The following is a 15558-nucleotide window of genomic DNA, read 5'->3' on the forward strand; positions in this document are numbered from 1 at the left end:
TATGCGCGAAGAGAATCTCGCCACCAAGAATTGTGTCGCCTTGATCGAAGATGATCAAGAGATGTGCAAGTCAATTCAAGCCATGATGGAATCGATCGGGTTGAAGACAGTCACCTTCCATGAGGGACATAGTTTTCTGTCATATACATCATTGGATGAATTTGGATGTTTGATTATTGATTTGCGTTTGCCGGATATTTCTGGCTTAACGGTTGTAGAAAAAGCTGCTGAATTGCAGTCGTATTGTCCTCCCGCGATCATGATTACGGGTTATGCTGATGTGCCGACTGCTGTTAGTGCAATTCGTGGCGGGATGATTGATTTTTTAGAGAAGCCGTTTGTGCCGCAGGATTTGATTGATCAGGTACAGAATACACTTCAGATTGATGCAAAGAATAGGCAGATTCATCAAGTTGGAGCGAGGATCAATTTAGGTTTGTCTAAGTTAACAACTCGTGAACGTCAAGTGCTACGATCTCTGTTGGCTTGTAAGAGTAATAAAGAGATTAGTTCGGATTTGGATTTATCTAGTAAAACTATTGCTTCACATCGTGCGAATATTCTTGCAAAATGTCAGGCAGAATCGCTTTTGGAGTTGGCGGGTAGTATCCAGTCGTGTGGCATCGAAGTTTAACGAAGATTTGTATGCAATAAATTGATTATTAAAAAACCCTGCATATTCGTGCAGGGTTTTTTATGTCTGAATGTTGTTGGTTTTAGCTGAAGAGCCATTGCACGATGTAGATGGCGAAGATGATAGCTGCGATGTCTGCGATGAGACCAACGACGAGAGCGTGGCGGTACTTTTTGACACCGATAGCACCGAAGTAAACCGCGATGATATAGAAGGTGGTTTCTGTTGAGCCAGAGATGGTGGCGGCGATACGGGTGATGATGGATTCGGTACCGTGTTCGTTAACGATATCGACAAGAATAGCGGTGGCACCGGAGCCGGTAAGAGGGCGTGCGATGGCCATGGGGAGGACTTCTGGCGGGACATTGATAGCGGTGAGGGCAGGGCGAAGGAAGTTCAGTAACTCGTCCATGGCGCCGGAAGCACGGAACATGCCGATAGCGAAAAGGATGGCGACAAGGAAAGGAATAATCATGACGGCGATCTTGAAGCCTTCTTTCGCGCCTTCGACGAAGACTTCGTAAACAGGTACTTTTTTGTACATGCCGTAGAGAGGGATGAGCATGAGCATGGCGGGTATAACGAAGAGTGAGGCCATGTTGAGGATGTCTTTGATGGGAAGCATTTTTTATTCCTTCCAGCGTGAGCTGGTGATGTTTTGTGTTTGATGCGGTGCAGTATGTTGCGTGGTGTTAGTCTTTGCCGGTGGTCGCCTCGGCGACAACGGCTTCAAGCGACACAGTTGGATCTGTTACGGTTGTGTCTCCAGGTTTCCAATCGATATGGCCGGGGTCTGATTTTTTGTACATCGGCAGGCGGTTGAAGAGTTTTGCAGTGATGATGGCAATGGTGCCGGAGAGTGCGGTGACGATGAGGATAGCGACGAGGAGGTCGGTCGCGGCCACACCCATCACCGCCAGCAATGTAGCGGAGGGTGTGATTTGAAGTGAAGCAGTATTGACTGCGAGCAGCATGACCATGGAGTTTGTGGCGGTGTCTTTTTCTTTACTGAGGGATTGGAGTTCTTCCATAGCTTTGATGCCAAGAGGAGTAGCGGCATTACCAAGGCCAATCATATTGGCGGCCATGTTGAGTGCGACCATGCCGGTGGCGGGATGGCCTTTGGGAATATCTGGGAAAAGTGGATGTAAGATGGGTTGAATCAAGCGACAGAATGCAAAGATCAGACCTGATTTTTCAGCGATTTTCATGAGCCCGAGCCAGAGTGCCAATACGCCGATCAAGCCGAGTGCAATGGTGACCGCGACATCAGCAAAGTCGAAGGCAGCGTCGGTAATCGCTTTAAGTTTGAGGTAGCGGATGGGTGTGAGGTCGAGGGTGGCGGTACCGTTGGGTGTAATGGGAAGTGTGGAGATTTCAGTAATAAACTGGCCGGCTTTGTTTTTATTGGATTTGTAGATGGTGTCGAGCGGTTTGGGCAGCTTACTGGGGACGTCGAAACGGAGTTCGATTTTTCCGGATTGTGTTTTGTTGATTTGTCCGTTGAACGGTGTGGCGAAGTATGCGGTGAGTGTATTGAGGATTTCAGTTTGCTCGGCTTGTGAAAGATCTTGGTCTAAATGATAAAAATCAATGTACTGCTTCGGATCAACATGCACGTGGATGTTGACAGGGTAGTTAGCAGAATCCCAAGCTGATATGGTTGGATTGACACCAATCTCCGCTGCGTTTTGTAGTGGTGAGACTTCTTCTTTGCCGGATGGTTGATTGATGATGGCAGATTCGGTAAGAGAGATGGTGTTGTTGCTGCTGAAAGATTGTTCATCTTGTACTTGAATTGTTACGGGCAAAGGCGTGCGGTTGCGGTATTTATCTGAAGCCAGATCACCGATGTCTGCAAACATGGCGAAGGCGAGGCTGAGTACGATCAGTGCGGTCCAAACGTAATTCATGCGATATCCGTTAAAGTGAATGATTAAAACGTGGCTTGATCAGGCTGGCGAATGTTTTGGCGAGGTTGGCCGACGATAGCTATCAACAATGGAGTAGTTTTGCGAATGAGTTAAGCGGATAGCCAATCAGTGGACGTAACTCTGCCAGAATAACATGCGTAGGTTTTTATGAAACAGGCATTTATGACACTGGTCTGCCGAATCAATATTCATAGTTATATAACATTTTTGAGGTCGATGTGTCAATGATGAAGTTGCGAAGGAGTGAGAGAGACGTGTGTTTGTTGTAAGTTATGTTTTTGTAAAAGATTATGGGAATTTTATTGATGGGGCGAATGGAGAGCACTCTGAGTGTAAATTAGTCAATTTTGACGTAAAGCTCTGCTGATTCATGGCTTGGCATCGTTCGTTCAGCGGGTGTATTTGTGTGAAATGATGTGTAGTTGGCAAGTAGAAGTGGTCTGTGTATACTCTGTGGCTCGGCAGGAAATTGCCGGTTTATGGGCCATTGGCGCAGTTGGCTAGCGCGCCTCGTTGACATCGAGGAGGTCACTGGTTCAAGTCCAGTATGGCCCATTGGAAAAGACGCTCTGAATTTTCAGAGCGTCTTTTTTATGTAGTAAGCGTGTGAAGGATTGATGGGGGTATGCTATAGCAAATCTTGAATTTGATGAAAAATATCGTTGGCGATGTTGTCGTCCATTGTGCGTAGAACATCAGTTGTTGTTTGGTGGCGGCTATAGGTTGCGATACTTTGATCACGACTGCGCTGTATATGTTTTGACATTCGGTGTGATGCGAGTTCTGGATTACGTTTGATGATTGCGCGTCGGATTGATTCATGGTCTCGATATATGTGGGCCATGATTCGAAATGTAGAGTTATGCTTGATATTGCAGATTCTTATAAATGTACGGGAATTATCAATTATTTTGAGGATTTGAGGGTTGTGTTCGTTTCGAATGATGATCATATGGAAAGCGAGATCACAAGCGAGCGCAGCTTTTAGAAGTTCACCATCGAGTACCTGAATCTTATCGGATCGCATTTTTATAAGTATTTCTTTTAACTTGCGAGTTGTGATCTCCAGTTTGGCATGTTCTTCGGGGTGCATACTTGATGCAGCACGCGCGGCACAGAAACATTCAAGTGCCTCACGGACATCGTAGTAGTGGGTGATTTCTGCAATATCGGGTGTGTTAACAATTGTGCCGTGGCGAGGTAGGCGAGAAACGAGACCTTCGTGCTCAAGAATACTGATGGCTTCGCGGATGGGTGTTCTGCCATAACCGGTTTTTGCGGCGAGAGAAACTTCAGAGACAAGGCTGCCTGGGGGGAGAGAGCCGTCGATCAGCATTTGCTGTATGGCGTTATAAGCGTTTGACTTCTGTGTGTTCTTCAGGTTCATTTCCACTACTCGAAATGTATGAATTTATTTCTCGATAGATAAGAATAACACATATTGAAGTATTGACATATTAATGGCATGGTGTTTTTGTAGGGGTAATCAGTATCAGTAACGGACTTATACGATTTGTAAGATACCATGTAAGTATAAGTGTATTTTACAAAAAGAGATGCAATAAGGCTGTGCGATCGTAGTATTCTGTTTTTCACGCACGGGGTGGCGGAAGTTTTTAGTTGCAAGACCAGGAAACATTGATATACTAATAACATCTCAATGAGGTGTTAATGGTTCGCTTTTATTCAATGTATCGAACAGAGTTCTATCGTTAGCGGCATATCGGTTTGGTTGATTTTCTTGTTAGAACACAATTCATGATGAAAGGAAGGAAGATGATGATTCAAAAGATGAGTCGGTTTGCGTGCAGCATGGGGATGCTTGCTGCTGTGGTATGTGTGGATTATGTGCAGGGTGCGTCGCTACCAGTAACAAGTGGCTTATTGGTTCATTTAGATGGTAGTAGTATCGTTGATGACGGTAATGGTAACGTGATTGGTTGGAATGATATTTCAGGAAACGGTTTGAATGCGACAGGTACGGGGGAGTTGGTATCAGGTGCGACGCCAAATGGCGAAAATGCAGTTTCGTTTGATGGATCAGCTCAATTTCTTGAGATTGGTGCTTCGACGCTGTTTGATACAGCTTCCGGCGATCTGACCTGGATTGTTGTTTTCAAAGCAGATTTGCTAGCAAATGATCGTATGGTTGGCTTTGGCTATGGCGACATTGATCCTGATCCGGGGACGACCGTTTTGAGCGCTTCAGCACTTGAGAGCATGTCACATGCTTCTAATGGTTACCGTACATCTGGCCGTGAGCAGAACAATGATTTTGATGTGGCTAATACGCCGGGGACACTCTCAGCAGGCATATATTTTATTGGGATCAGCCAGCTGGATAGTGCGAACGATTTGATGATCTCATCGGTTACTGACGCTGCCGGCACTACGACCACAGGCGACAGTTCTGCTGATGCGGATCTTTCGAATCTCGCATTGAATGGCCATTTGTATACACGCCTTGCCGCGAGTGGTTCAGGTAAGACAGATACTGATCCAGGCAATTTCTTTGATGGCGAGATTGCAGAATTTATTGTTTATGATCGTAAGTTGTCTGTCGCAGAGGCGACCAGTGTTGGCACGCATCTATACAACAAGCACATTGCGATTCCTGAGCCTGCGAGTGCTTCTGTGATTGCATTAATGGGCTTGATGATGTTGCGGCGAAAAAATTCGGTGTGATGACCTCAAAATTTTATTCATCTACAGAAAGTGAATGGTATGAAGTTAGAAAGATCAGCATTTACACTAATCGAATTGCTTGTAGTCATATCAATCATAGCATTACTGATCTCTATTCTCTTGCCTGCACTGACATCTGCGCGCGAAAATACGCAGATGATCCAGTGCGGCAGTAACTTACGTCAGATTCAGACGGCAGCGATAGCATATCAGATTGATTCAAAAGGTTATTTCCCTTACCAGCATGGTCGATTGCGGAGTATTAATGGTGCACTGGCCACGGGTGAGGTTGTTGTTGGATCAGAGAATCGTGGTAATTGGTTTTATTATCTACATAAGCATATGGAAGAGAATATTGAATTGTTTCTTTGCCCTACCAACTACAATGACTCCACTACAGTTGCATATGACAACAAAAATTCATATGCGGCAAATGGCGTGGTGACGATGTTGGGGAAGATGGATTTTGCTGAGCCTTCGAATCTATGTTCGTTTGTCGATGAGCCAAATTTTTCGACTCGGAGTTCATTGCGAAATGCGATGGCATTTGATGCTGACCCATTGGTTGATGAGGTATGGAGCGGTTGGATGCGATTTAGTTCATCAACAGATATTACAGAGTGGCCACATGTACAGATGGAAGGTCGTAACTATGCCTTCATGGATGGCCATGTGGAGTTTATCAAGGGTATAGATATTACGAGCCGTAAATTTGGTTTACTAATTGATGGTGAAGATAAGCAGGAAGAGGCTGTTTCTGGCTATGCCACATCGGGACGTATTGGTCGATTGATTCGCTAGTGGTAGTTTTTATGTAGTGAGTAAAGGCAACAGCACACGGTTTCTATCGTGTGCTGTTTTACAGTTGATGTATTCGTTTTGATTAGGTAGAGCTTATTTATGGTGGCTGGATTTTGATTTGTTATTCATCGCACCGCGGTAGATACCATAAACGATTGCGAGGGCAGCAAAGATCAGGGCGTACAAGCCGGTATATTCGAGGAAGTGATGTTCGCTGGTGACATGAGTATGCGGTGGGTTGGTAGCGTGGGCACTAAGGCTGCCTGTAATCGTTAATAGCGAAACATAGGTTGCTACAACCAATAGGCAAGTACGGATGTGAATCGATTTGCTCATCTTGCGTCTCCCTTTTTGATGCTGATCACTCTAGGTCAATCATAAATCAGGAAACAGTGAACGAGAAGCGAATCTTCTATAATTTTGATTTGCATTCGGATTTTTTATTATTAATCAATACATCTAAAGAACTTAGGGGGGTTATTCTGCGAGAACTTCTTCGGCTTTTTTGCTCCTATCGATAGCAATTTCAATAGGTGTGCCAAGTACGAGGCTCTTAATGTCTTCGATGATGAGGTAGAGGCAGGGGACGAGCATGAGTGAGATAAAGGTAGCGAAGAGGATACCGAAGCCGAGTGAGATGGCCATGGGGATGAGGAATTTTGCTTGGATGGAGGTTTCGAAAATCATAGGGGCGAGGCCACCAAAAGTGGTAATTGTGGTAAGCATGATGGGTCGAAATCTGCGGATGCCAGCAAGTTGGATCGCATCGTGAGCTGGTGTGCCTGAACGGTAAAGGCGGTTGGCATAATCGATGAGAACAAGCGAGTCATTGACGACCACACCGGTGAGAGCAACGATGCCCATCATGGAGATGATAGAGATAGCATAGCCCATGATGATATGTCCGATGATGGCGCCGACGATTCCGAAAGGTATGGCGGTCATGATGATGGCGGGTTGGATGTATGATCGGAAGGGGATGGCGAGAAGCGCATAGATGCCAAAGGTTGCGAGGACAAATCCAAGTGCAAGTGCTGTCATGGAGTCAGATAGCTCCGCTGCTTTACCTTCAAAAGAGTATGAGAGATTCGGATACTTTGTCAGCACATTTGGCATGATAGATGCTTTGACAGAATCTAAGATAACTGGGGTCTCACGGTCTGGTGTAACGTTGGCGGTGACGTTCACCACGCGGCGTCCGTTGCGCCTGTCAATAGTGGTATAGGCGCGGCCAATATCAACGTTGACTGCTTCATACAAAGGGATTTCTGTACCTTCTGGCGAACGAAGAAGTAATTGGTTTAGCTGATTTTCGAAGATGCGTTCTTCTTTAGGTAAGCGGACCATGATTTTGATTTCGTTGCGGTCGCGTTGCTGGCGAAGTGCTTCTGCGCCGTAAAAAGAACTACGGACCTGAACAGCAACATCTGCTGCAGTGAGGCCAAGGGCGCGTCCTTCGGGTCGCATGGTAAAGCTGAGTTGTTTTTTGCCGGGGAGGAAGCCGTCATTGATGTCCGAGACGTTGGGGAATTGTTGGAGCGCGTTTGCAAGGTCGGCGCATGCGGCACGCAGAACTTCGTTGTCTGCATGTGATAGTTCGATGGTGAGTGATTGGCCGGAGCCAGGCCCCATGCGGTCGAATTCAAAGGTGAGTGATTCGAGGCCGGGGATAGCGCCGGTTTCTTTACGCCACTCTTTGATGAATTGTGAGGTGGAGATTGGGCGGGTGTCGGGATCAGAAAGGTAAGCAACGACTTCGGCGACGTGAGGGCCGGACGTTTTGTGGGCGGAGCCGCCGATGCCGGCTGCAAGGTTTTCGAGGAGGATGCCACCGCCGTGTTTTTCGGCGACGCGTTCTGCTGCTGCGGCGATACGGTCGCGGACGATGGTAGTGTCTTTGATGGGCGAGCCGTAGGGCAGAACTGCAGTGACAGCTGCAGCATCCGCTTCGACACGCGGCATGGGCACAAGGCCTGTGCGGCCTGAGATGACATAACCAAGCGTAATCGCAAGGACCGCAATGCCAGTGGCGAGGACGATGTACCGGTTGTTGAGGCTGAATCGGAGGAAGGGGCCATAGGTTGATTTGACGAAATGGACGAAACCGTGAGAGAAGGCTTGTTGTTTGTGATGGAACCATGCGCCGATTTTGGTGCGTGCGTCTTTTTGATGTGCGAGGTGGGCAGGGAGGATAAAGAGTGATTCAAAAAGTGAGATGAGGAAGACAATGATGACCACAATCGGAATAACGCGGAAGATTTTACCCATCCGTCCTGGTACGAGTGCCATTGGTAGGAAGGCGACGATATTTGTCAGAATTGAAAAAGTGATCGGTACTGCAATTTCGCGCGTGCCGCGGATGGCAGCATCTTTAAAGGACATGCCGCGTTGGTGATATTCATAGACTGATTCGCCAACGACAATTGCATCATCAACAACAATCCCGAGTGCAATGATAAATGCAAAAAGTGAAATCATGTTGATTGACACATCCATCGTCGGCAGGAATAGGAAGGCTCCCATGAATGAGATCGGGATGCCAAGCATCACCCAGAACGCCAGTCGTGCTTCAAGAAAAATACCGAGGAAAATAAAGACAAGGGACAAGCCGATGTAGGCATTGCGCGTTAGCAGATCGATACGCTGATCAAGAATAATTGAATCATCTTCTTCGATATCGATGACAATACCTGGCGGAAGTGCTGCTTGTATCTCTGGCATTAGGTTCTGAAATGCTTGTGAAACAGATCGTGGTGACTGATTCCCTACGCGAAATACATTCAACTGAATTGCGGGCTCCCCTTCGTATGTGTACACCATGTCCACATCTTCAAAATCATCTTTAATGATCGCGATATCTTTCAATAAAACCGCGGAACCTTGCGAGGTAGTAATGATTGGGATTTCTGCGAACTCACTGCCAAGCTCCTTGCGTTCGTCAACACGAAGTAGAATCTCACCGCCGGTGGTTTTGATGCCACCGCTGGGTAGTTCAATGGCTGCCCGTTGGATGCGCTGGGCGACTTGATTGAGTGTCAGGTTATACGCGCGCAGTGTGTCCTTTGGAACCTCAATCGAAATTTCAAGTGGTTTGCCCCAGGCAATATCAACCTGCGTAATGTTCGGTGAGTCGAGAAGTCGTACACGAACCTGTTCCGCAATTTCTCGAAGTAGCTTGTCTGATACAGGGCCGTGGATAACACCCTTTAACACACTGTGCTTTCGTTCTGCAAGCGTGACTGTGGGCCGCTCAGCTTCTTCTGGAAACGTTGTGATCCGGTCGATGGCGGTTTTAATATCTTGGTAGGTTTTTTGTGCATCGACACCAGTAATCAGTTCTGCGGATACCGAACCGGCCCCTTCGCGTGCCGATGAAGTGACTTCTTTGATATCGCTGATGCCGCGGATGGATTCTTCAATGGCAAGGACGATTCCGTTCTCAACTTCCTCGGGGGATGCGCCGGGGTAGGCGACTGAGACATTGACAACGTCGAGTTCAAATTCTGGGAAGACTTCCTGGTTGGCAGTGAATGCGAAGAGTGCTCCACCGATCAAGAGGACAACCATGATGAGATTAGCGGCGACGGAATTACCAGCCATCCATGCGATTGGGCCGCGTCGTTCTTCAGGTTTAAGCGTGGGGGTTTTCATTGGATGGATTGCTCGTCATCTTGTCGTGATCGGTTATTGGGATGAAGCACAAAAGAGGCTTAAACATTGATTCTCATTTCGCTATTTTCAGCGTTATGCCGGCCGAGGGTGTTGCAATGTTAGAGATGACCAATTGATCATTTGGTTGCAAGGCAGAGCGAGTGATCATGTACTGATCGTTCTCCCAAATTGGATCGATGGTACGGATGTCGAGCTTATTTTCACTGTTCATAATCCAAACGGTGTTGTTATCATGAACCGCTTTGCGGGGTATGACATAAACATTGTCGAGTGTTGGGCCGGTGATAATTGAGCGGACATACATGCTGATGAGTAGCTTGGGTTGGTCTGCATTCTGTGGTTTCAGAGCAAGAGGATCATCTACGGTGAGAATGATCTGTGCGAGGCGGCCTTTGATTTCAAGCTCTGGCGCGAGTTGTGCGACGGTCGCATTGCGGGAATTTTTTGCAAGATGCTTCCATGCATAATCGTTGAAGATGGTTGCGCTATGATTTTTGTTTTCAGAGGAAAAAATCCATTTAAGATCGTTTGTTGGGACGAGTAGGCGTAGCCAATATTGATCGGTACCAATGAGGGAGACGATGCGTGTACTTGGCGAAACCAAGGCGCCTAGGTCGGTATGTTTCTGCATGACTGTTGCATTGAAGGGTACATGGATGGTGGTGCGAGCAAGATCAAGCTCGGCTCGATCCAGTGCATTTTGAGCAGAGAGGATGTTGGCTTCTGCGATCTGGTTTTGTGGCTTGCGAAGGATGAGCGCTTTGTCGTCCTCTGCTAGTTCGCTGGTGTTTGCAAGCATGTTGTATTCACGTTCTGCGACGGACTGGCGGCCTTTCTCAATTTGCAAATCAGAAGTTGCTTTAATCAGATCGGCTTCTCGTTGTACTTTGGCAATCTTGTAATCATCGGCTTCGATATTGGCGATGACCTGATCTGCGGGGAGAAACTGCCCCGGAACAAGATTAGGGTGGATGCTAGTGATCACGCCAGTGACGCGAGGCTGGATGTCGATGGTGCGTGCAGGTTCTACCGTGCCGAAGGCTTCGACGGTAACGGTGAACGATTGTGGTGACATGTTTTGTGTTGTCACGAGTGTGGGGAGTGTGGGCTTAGGTTTTTTCGCAGCTTTGGGTTTGGTGACATAAAGCTGATAGGCGGCAAGGATGCCTGCGGTAATTATGGCAAGGGTGATGATGCTTTTGACTGTGAAAGCAAGAATTTTCTGCATCGGGCCTTTTTGGCGCGGTGGTATGGTGGGGGTGGTATCAGAGTTGGGTTGAATCTCTTGTGTGGGTGTTGTTGTCATCTGATGTCTCTCTCGTGAAGGTAGTCATTCACGGGGTCGTTGTTCATGTTTTAGGTTATTTTTCAAGGGGTTTCGTGAGTGGTGGGGGGCCTGCGATTGCGCGGCAGAGTGCGATGCGTGATTGAATCATGTCGCGGTTGGCGGAGAGCCGTTGACGTTGGAGTTGTTGGAGGGATTGCTGTGCGGTGAGCACGCGAAGAAAATCTTCTGCCCCTTTGAGATAATTTTGGTAAAGCTGGTCGGCGACCTGAGACGCGATTCGTTCACGAGATTGAATCGAGGCTAGAATGTTTCGCTGATGTTGTTCACGTGCGAGGGCGTCTTCGACTTCCTGCAATGCAGTGAGGGTTGTTTGCGCGTAGGTATAAAAGTTTTGTTGTGCAGTCGCTTTGTTTTGATCAACGACTGCGGCGCGGCGCCCCCCATCAAAGATTGGGGCCGCCATGTTTGCAGCTATGGTGGCGAGCCAATTGTCGAAGAGATCACGTATATGAACTGAATCGGTAGAGGTGGATGCTGTGATAGAAAGACGAGGATACTGATCGGCAATAGCGGCGGCGATACGTTGGTTAGAAGATTGAAGTCTTGTGAATGCCGCTTGCAAGTCAGGGCGTTTGGTTAAAAGATCCGCAGGCAATCCGGTGTCGGGCAGGTTGGGTAGTGTGATGAACTGATCAGGGGTGGCGAATGTTTTGGCGGTGGGAGCTTCGCCGAGGAGGACGGAGAGTTGGTGCTGAAGGATTTTGGATTGCAGGTCGGCGCGGATTTTTTCGGTGCGGGTTGATTCGAGCAGCTGTTCTTGTTGCAGGACATCAGGAGCACCGACGAGGCCGCGGTTGAATCGTTCGGAGAGGATGTCCAGATGTTGCTGATTGGTTTTGATTTGCTGCTCAAGCAGGGCACACTGCGCGTTTTGATCGATGAGGTTGTACCAAGTGTCCGCGATTTGTGCTGAGAGAGAAATAGCCGTGGTTTGCAGGTCGAATACGACGGCTTGGTTGTCGAGATTTGCTGCGTTTGCGGTAGCGCGGATGCGACCCCAGAGATCAATCTCGTAAGAAGCGGTCAGTCCGAGGGAGAACGAATTGCTATAGGTGGTGGTTGCGGGCTGGCCGGGGTTGGATGGTGAGTTGATCTCGTTGCGTGATCGAGACGTCCGGCCGGTGCCGTCGAGTGAAGGAAAAAGCGAGGCGGAAGATTGTCGGGCGATTGCGGCGGATTGATCGATACGCGCCCATGCGGATTTGATGTTGAAGTTGTTGGTGAGGGCGGTGTCGATGAGTGCGTTAAGTTGTTTGTCCTGAAAAGAAAGCCACCACTGCGTTTCTAGGGGTTGAGCGGAAGGGCTGGAGGATTGTGAGAAGGTGGTCGGCATGTTGATCGGTTGCAAGGGTGACTCGGGTGCAGTGATGCAACTACTTGCAAGTAATGCGATCATTGACACGAAAGCAACTTTTAAGATGGCAGTCTGTGTGCGGGGCATGTGATGTATTTGATGGCAGATCAAGGGATTAAATCTCTCCTGTGGTTGCTACCTGTTGTTCACGTTTGATACGCATCATTTTGATGCCTGCGAGCGAAAATTCGGTCACGTGGTTAATCAAATATTGAATCTGATCAGGTGTGTAGGATTCCGTGGATATATGTGCGGGGTGCATGTGTTTGCGGAGCAGGGGGGAATGACATTGGCTAATGATAGAGAAACTGCAAAGCTGGATGTCTCGCGGGGTTGCTGTGGGGCCGAGTAGATCTGCAAGCATATCATGGAGTTGTTGCTTGAGGGGGGTTAGGTGGGGTGCAATGAGGTTCTTGAAATTATCAGAGGGGTTAGACATTTCCCAGACGATGATCCGCCGAAAATAGCTTGCTTCAGAGTTATCAAAGTGCGAACTCAAAATGGCTGTGATACGGGCGCGGAGCCTTTGCTCAGCAGGCGCATCTGTGGGGAGGTTGCCATTGGGTTTGTATTTGTCTCTGGCTTTTTCGAAGGCGACGTGAATGGCTTCTGCGTAGAGCGAGTGTTTATCTTTAAAGTGATAGTTGACCGCAGCAATGTTTGCTGAGGCAAGCTGAGAAATTTCAGCAATCGTCGCATCTTGATAGCCCTTGCAGGCGAAGATGTACCCAGCGGCAATCAACAACCTTTCCTTGGTGGGGAGGTCTGGGCTAACGTTGGGCAGTGCCAGATCGCTGGTGCTAGCAGGGATTTCAGTAATCATAAAAACTAAATATACAATTAAAACAACCATTTGAAAAGGTTGTTTTGAAGCGGATTGATAGAACAACGTTTATAACAGTGTGATATTACAGCACCGATAGAATTAGCAAGATGCAACTATTTGATAGATAGATGTTTGTGCGAAATATGGTTTGGGGGTTTCTGTGAACGTTTTACGCAAAAATAACCACCAGCGCGGTCCATGAAATGATGGCGAGCGTGGCTGCAATACTGGCTGGTGCAAGCTGGGTGCGAACGTGATCCATGAGGTCGGTGCCGGTGGTCATGGAGGAGAGGATGGTGGTGTCGGAGATAGGAGAACATTGGTCGCCGTAGACTGCGCCGTTGAGGACGGCGGCAAAACAAACCATCATGAAAAACTGTGGATGTTCGATGCCGGTGGATTGAGCGATGGCCCAAGCGAGTGGCATGGCGAGCGGGAAAGCGACAGCGAAGGTGCCGAAGGATGTGCCGGTAGAGAAAGCAATGATCATGGCGAGGATCATAAAGGCGGCAGGGATGATCCAATGGGGGACTGAGTCGGCAAGAAGGGCGACGAGGTATTGCCCGCCGCCGGTGGCTTTAGCCATGTTGCCGATGATGAGCGCAAACATAAGGATGACCGATGCGGTGACGATACCTTTGAGTCCGTCGCCGATACCTTCGATGACATTATTGAGTGACATGCCACGGAAGAGGGCAGAGACGACGGCAACGGCAAGTGCGGCACCAAAGGCCCATTGCACGTTGGGGCTTCCAGTGATGATGTGTGAGGTGATGGCGATACCGATGAGAACGATGAGTGGGAAGATGAATTCAAAAGCGGTGGGCTTGTAGCCTGCGGGAATGTGGGTGGTTTCAAGTTCCTTAGTAGAGAGTGGTTTGGCGTCTGGGGCGTTGAGTTGGCCGGTGGTACGGGCACGGTGCATGGCATCCTTCATGCGCTTCGTCACGACAAACGTTTTGTCCATAGAAAGTAGGAATGTGCCAATGACCGCGAAGAGCGCGTAGAAGCTGAGCGTGATGGAGAGGAAAAAGAAGCGGATACGATCTTCTTCGGTGGCGAGGAAGGCGACGCCCGGTACAAACAGAAAGGCTTGTACATAGAACGGCCATGCGTTGAAGGGGATCAATACCGCAATCGGCGAAGCGGTTGAGTCGACGATGTATGAGAGTTCCTCGTGTGAGACTTTTTGTTTGTCTGCAAGGGGTTTGACGGTAGTGCCGACGAGAACGGTCGACATGGTCCCGCCTTGGAAGAAGATGGCACCAAGGAGCCAAGTGACGAATTTTGCAGATTTGGGACCGCGCACAAAGTGCTTGGTCATGAGCTGCGCGAAGGCTTGTGCTGCTCCGGTGCGCGACCAGATGCCGAGTAGTCCGCCGAGTAGCCAAAGGTAGAGGATGAGGATGGAGACAGCCGATGCGCTGGTAAGGTTGCCGATGAAAACATCACCGGTGATGTCGAATTGCCCGAGCATGAAAGCGCCAACGAGGATGCCGCAGAAAAGAGCGCTGAGTGGTTCGCGCGTGGCAAGGCAAAGGATGATTGCGACGGCGGCTGGTAGAAGTGAGAAGAGGCCGAAGTGCCGTTGTGCGATGAGTTGTCCATATTGTTTTGCGATGGAGCCATCAGATGCAGCGACCTCTTTATAATAGTAATCAGTGATTTTGGATTGGCCTGTGGTGTCGGCTTCTCCGATATTGTGTGGTGCGATGGCCGACTGATCATAAGCGGTAGGGCTGCCCATTTGGACATGCTTACCGCGCTGAATGTAGTAGACGCTGCCGTCTTCGTTTGTGTGGGCTTGTAAAGAAATTTCTTGGACATGCCAGCTTGGGGTGACATAGTAATGGGTGTACAAGCCAAGGCCGAGGCTGACGAGGATCGTGATGATGGTGAGGTATTTGCGTAAGCTAGCACTTCGGCTTTCAAGCTCGGGTGGTAAGGCTGGAGGTTCGATTTCAGGTGTGGCGATTTCAGGTGTGGGATGTTCTTTCATGTGTTTTTTGATGGCATCATCTTGAGATTTGCGTTTCAAGTGAGCGATCCCTTTGTTTTTCATCACTCCGCTGAAGAATCTGTTTATATACAAGAAGGTGAATCAGTAGAGAGGAGTTCTACGTGATCTGATTGGGTATCAGTGTAATGAAGCTGGCGTGGAATGTGGAGAAAAAAACGTGCCTATCCAGCGATTAACTATGGGCAGTATTTGCGAGTTCGATGATACGCATAATCTCTAATGTTTCTTCAGATGACACTATAGCATGATGCGATCTGCAATGATTTGTTAGATCGGGATCATAA

General features: G+C 48.3%; 12 protein-coding genes and 1 tRNA gene. 4 read left to right on the plus strand and 9 right to left on the minus strand.

All coding sequences use genetic code 11. The annotated features are described in order from the left end of the window. Position 1: 1 nt before the first annotated feature. Entirely contained in the window at positions 2-634 is a 633-nt protein-coding gene (locus ACQ6WK_RS01590) for a response regulator transcription factor (protein ID WP_432798991.1), read from the plus strand. Between the two features lie 82 nt (positions 635-716). Here the strand turns inward: ACQ6WK_RS01590 and ACQ6WK_RS01595 are convergent, their stop codons facing one another. After that, positions 717-1259: a spore maturation protein gene (locus ACQ6WK_RS01595; RefSeq protein WP_432798992.1), complete on the minus strand. Its 543-nt coding sequence runs from the start codon at positions 1257-1259 to the stop codon at positions 717-719. A 67-nt stretch (positions 1260-1326) separates the two neighbouring features. Beyond that, positions 1327-2547, minus strand: a complete 1221-nt coding sequence (locus tag ACQ6WK_RS01600; protein ID WP_432798993.1) for a nucleoside recognition domain-containing protein — start codon at positions 2545-2547, stop codon at positions 1327-1329. A 502-nt stretch (positions 2548-3049) separates the two neighbouring features. Here ACQ6WK_RS01600 and ACQ6WK_RS01605 point away from each other — a divergent pair. After that, positions 3050-3123 (plus strand) — tRNA-Val (locus tag ACQ6WK_RS01605). Between the two features lie 73 nt (positions 3124-3196). On the opposite strand, the gene ACQ6WK_RS01610 is transcribed toward ACQ6WK_RS01605, so the two are convergent. Continuing rightward, on the minus strand, positions 3197-3955 hold the full coding sequence (locus tag ACQ6WK_RS01610; RefSeq protein ID WP_432798994.1) for a GntR family transcriptional regulator: 759 nt from the start codon (positions 3953-3955) through the stop codon (positions 3197-3199). A gap of 389 nt (positions 3956-4344) precedes the next feature. Here ACQ6WK_RS01610 and ACQ6WK_RS01615 point away from each other — a divergent pair, with 389 nt between their 5' ends. Both ACQ6WK_RS01615 and ACQ6WK_RS01620 read left to right on the plus strand, forming a co-directional pair. Then, positions 4345-5253 carry a hypothetical protein gene (locus ACQ6WK_RS01615; RefSeq protein ID WP_432798995.1) on the plus strand — a complete coding sequence of 303 codons (909 nt, stop codon included), beginning with the start codon at positions 4345-4347 and terminating at the stop codon, positions 5251-5253. Between the two features lie 39 nt (positions 5254-5292). After that, a complete protein-coding gene (locus tag ACQ6WK_RS01620; protein ID WP_432798996.1) occupies positions 5293-6054 on the plus strand; it encodes a type II secretion system protein in 762 nt (253 codons plus the stop codon). 93 nt (positions 6055-6147) lie between these two features. On the opposite strand, the gene ACQ6WK_RS01625 is transcribed toward ACQ6WK_RS01620, so the two are convergent. From ACQ6WK_RS01625 to ACQ6WK_RS01650, 6 genes are all read right to left on the minus strand, one after another. After that, a complete protein-coding gene (locus ACQ6WK_RS01625; RefSeq protein WP_432798997.1) occupies positions 6148-6390 on the minus strand; it encodes a hypothetical protein in 243 nt (80 codons plus the stop codon). A gap of 141 nt (positions 6391-6531) precedes the next feature. Next, positions 6532-9705, minus strand: a complete 3174-nt coding sequence (locus ACQ6WK_RS01630) for an efflux RND transporter permease subunit (protein WP_432798998.1) — start codon at positions 9703-9705, stop codon at positions 6532-6534. A 73-nt stretch (positions 9706-9778) separates the two neighbouring features. After that, entirely contained in the window at positions 9779-11032 is a 1254-nt protein-coding gene (locus ACQ6WK_RS01635; protein ID WP_432798999.1) for an efflux RND transporter periplasmic adaptor subunit, read from the minus strand. A gap of 55 nt (positions 11033-11087) precedes the next feature. Next, positions 11088-12515 (minus strand): efflux transporter outer membrane subunit, encoded by a 1428-nt coding sequence (locus ACQ6WK_RS01640; protein ID WP_432799000.1) that lies wholly within the window; start codon positions 12513-12515, stop codon positions 11088-11090. Positions 12516-12543: 28 nt separating this feature from the next. After that, the gene (locus ACQ6WK_RS01645) at positions 12544-13251 is read right to left on the minus strand and encodes a CerR family C-terminal domain-containing protein (RefSeq protein WP_432799001.1); all 708 of its coding nucleotides are present in this window, start codon (positions 13249-13251) and stop codon (positions 12544-12546) included. 172 nt (positions 13252-13423) lie between these two features. Beyond that, positions 13424-15292, minus strand: a complete 1869-nt coding sequence (locus tag ACQ6WK_RS01650) for a Na+/H+ antiporter NhaC family protein (protein WP_432799002.1) — start codon at positions 15290-15292, stop codon at positions 13424-13426. Between the last annotated feature and the right edge of the window lie 266 nt (positions 15293-15558).

It is taken from the genome of Poriferisphaera sp. WC338 (assembly GCF_050931845.1).
Classification (GTDB): Bacteria; Planctomycetota; Phycisphaerae; order Phycisphaerales; family Phycisphaeraceae; genus Poriferisphaera.

Coding starts and splice junctions, on each gene's coding strand:
- ACQ6WK_RS01590 (WP_432798991.1), top strand. CDS start 2: ATGCGCGAAGAGAATCTCGCCACCAAGAATTGTGTCGCCTTGATCGAA.
- ACQ6WK_RS01595 (WP_432798992.1), bottom strand. CDS start 1,259: ATGCTTCCCATCAAAGACATCCTCAACATGGCCTCACTCTTCGTTATA.
- ACQ6WK_RS01600 (WP_432798993.1), bottom strand. CDS start 2,547: ATGAATTACGTTTGGACCGCACTGATCGTACTCAGCCTCGCCTTCGCC.
- ACQ6WK_RS01610 (WP_432798994.1), bottom strand. CDS start 3,955: ATGAACCTGAAGAACACACAGAAGTCAAACGCTTATAACGCCATACAG.
- ACQ6WK_RS01615 (WP_432798995.1), top strand. CDS start 4,345: ATGATGATTCAAAAGATGAGTCGGTTTGCGTGCAGCATGGGGATGCTT.
- ACQ6WK_RS01620 (WP_432798996.1), top strand. CDS start 5,293: ATGAAGTTAGAAAGATCAGCATTTACACTAATCGAATTGCTTGTAGTC.
- ACQ6WK_RS01625 (WP_432798997.1), bottom strand. CDS start 6,390: ATGAGCAAATCGATTCACATCCGTACTTGCCTATTGGTTGTAGCAACC.
- ACQ6WK_RS01630 (WP_432798998.1), bottom strand. CDS start 9,705: ATGAAAACCCCCACGCTTAAACCTGAAGAACGACGCGGCCCAATCGCA.
- ACQ6WK_RS01635 (WP_432798999.1), bottom strand. CDS start 11,032: ATGACAACAACACCCACACAAGAGATTCAACCCAACTCTGATACCACC.
- ACQ6WK_RS01640 (WP_432799000.1), bottom strand. CDS start 12,515: ATGCCCCGCACACAGACTGCCATCTTAAAAGTTGCTTTCGTGTCAATG.
- ACQ6WK_RS01645 (WP_432799001.1), bottom strand. CDS start 13,251: ATGATTACTGAAATCCCTGCTAGCACCAGCGATCTGGCACTGCCCAAC.